Below are 2,273 nucleotides of genomic sequence, written 5' to 3'. Positions count from 1 at the left end.
GTTGGCCCGGCCCGCGAACAGCGGTGGCTTCGCGGTGAGCGCCACGGGCGGGCGCCGCTCCGCGGCGACGTCCTCCTCCAGTTCGGCCAGGAAAGTCCGCAGCCGCTCGGTGACCTCCGGGCGGCGCGCGGCCACGTTCGCCACCTCGCGCGGGTCGGCCTCCAGGTCGAACAGCTCGGGCAGGAAGCGCTGGTTCCGCCCGCCCCGCCGCACGTGCAGCTTCCAGCGGCCGTCGCGTACCGCCGCGGCGCGCTTGCCGAGGAAGAACGGCACCGGCGGGCGCTCGCGCAGCCGTTCGCCGCGCAGCACCGCGCGCAGGTCGGTGCCGTCGAGCTTCACCCCGGGCTCCGGCGGCACCCCGGCGAGGCCGCAGAGCGTCGGCAGCACGTCGAGGAACGACACCACCTGGTGCGACTCCCGGCCGCGCGGGACGGTGCCCGTCCAGCGCATGAGGAACGGCACCCGCACCCCGCCCTCGTAGAAGCCGGACTTGCGGCCGCGCAGCCCGCCGGTGGAGCCCTCGAACCAGGGGCCGTTGTCGCTGGCGACGATGACCAGGGTGTCCCGGTCCAGCCCGCGGTCCGCCAGCGCGCGGAAGAGGCGGCCGAGGTGGTGGTCGACGGATTCGATGGCGTCGCCGTACAGGCCGCCGCGGGAGCGGCCCGCGAACTCCGGCTCGACGGCGAGCGGGAGGTGGGGCATGGTCTCGGCGAGGTAGATGAAGAACGGCCGGTCACCGGCGCGGTCGACGGCGTCGATCGCCTCGTCGGTGAAGCGGCGCGTCATCGTCGCCAGGTCGGCGTCGTCGCGCAGCGTCCCCACAGGGGCCCCGTCGCGCCAGATCTCGGTGGGGTACGAGTGCTCGGAGAACATCGCGTCGACGCCGAAGTACGAGTCGAAGCCGTGCCGCGACGGGTGGTTCTCGTCGAGCCGGCCGAGGTGCCACTTGCCGATGGCGGCCGTGTGGTAGCCCGCCTCCCGCAGATAGCCGGGTAGCGTCTTCTCCGCGGCCCGCAGCCCCTGCGAGTCGTCCCGGCTGAGCACGTTGCGCACGCCGGTGCGCGGCGGTACGCGGCCGGTGAGCAGCGCGGCGCGCGACGGGCTGCACACGGGGGCGCCGGAGTAGCCCTGGGTGAACCTCGTGCCCTGGCGGGCCAGCCGGTCCAGGTGCGGGGTGTCGATCAACTCCGAGCCGTAGCAGCCGAGGTCGCCGTAGCCGAGGTCGTCGAGGACGATCAGGACGATGTTCGGACCGCGGCCCGGCGGCCGGGTCGGGTCCGGATCGGCGACCGCCGCGCGGGCGTTGGGAGCGCCGGCCGACAGCGGTAAAGCGGTCGCGCCGACCGCGACGGCGGAGGTGGCAAGGACTTCGCGACGGCTGGCCAAGACGTGCTCCCTTCAGGCGCCGGCGCGCTGGAAGGGACCGGCAGTCGTTGCGCCGATCTTGCGCCACGACCGACCTTCCGTCAAATAAAGACCTACTAAAGGTTTATGAAAGCTTGTGGGTGGGAAACTCCTTGCGCCCCGCGGGCACGTCAGGAACCGAGCTGCTGGCGCAGGTACTTCGTCGTCTCCGGGTCCGCGGGCAGCAGCGTCTCCAGGGCCAGCTCCGAAACCGTCACGTCCATGGGCGTGTTGAAGGTGGAGATGGTCGAGACGAACGACAGCAGGTGCCCGTCGTGCTCGACTCTGAGCGGCAGCGCGAACGGGGCCCGCCCGCCGACCTCCCCGACCTCCTCGTCGCCCGCCTCCGGCGCGAGCGGATAGGCCGCCACCTCGTCGTACAGCTCCTTGAGCGCGGGGGAGCGCACCAGCGAGAGCTGGCGGTCCATCTGGTGCAGCAGATGGGCGCGCCACTGCGGCAGGTTGCGGATCTTCTTCGCCAGCCCGTCGGGGTGCAGGGTCAGCCGCATCGCGTTCAGCGGCGGCCGCAGCAGCTCCTCCGGCACCTCGTCGAGGACCAGCAGGATGCCCCGGTTGGCGGCCACCACGTTGTACGCCCCGTCCACCACCACCGCGGGGAACGGCTCGTGCGCCGCGACGAGCTGCTCGACGCCCTGGCGCAGCTCGGCCATCGCCGGGTCGTCGAGGGGCGTCTCGGGGTAGTGGGGCGCGTAGCCGGCGGCGAGCAGCAGCGCGTTGCGTTCGCGTACGGGCATGTCCAGGTGCTCGGCGAGCTTGAGCACCATCGCCCGGCTCGGCTGCGACCGGCCGGTCTCGACGAAGCTGATGTGGCGCGCCGAGGAGTCGGCGCGCAGCGCCAGCTCCAGCTG

General features: G+C 72.9%; 2 protein-coding genes. Both read right to left on the bottom strand.

The window, feature by feature from the left end:
* A partial coding sequence (locus H5J30_RS28155) for a sulfatase family protein (protein ID WP_181790109.1) occupies positions 1-1,386 on the bottom strand: 1,386 nt, incomplete at its 3' end.
* A 149-nt stretch (positions 1,387-1,535) separates the two neighbouring features.
* The coding region (locus H5J30_RS28150) for a helix-turn-helix domain-containing protein (protein ID WP_181790108.1) at positions 1,536-2,273 on the bottom strand (738 nt) is incomplete at its 5' end.

The organism is Streptomyces phytophilus, assembly GCF_013870535.1.
GTDB classification, from domain to species: Bacteria; Actinomycetota; Actinomycetes; order Streptomycetales; family Streptomycetaceae; genus Streptomyces; species Streptomyces phytophilus.
Note: the sequence above shows the minus strand (reverse complement) of the source record. Positions and strands in the feature narration are given on the sequence as shown.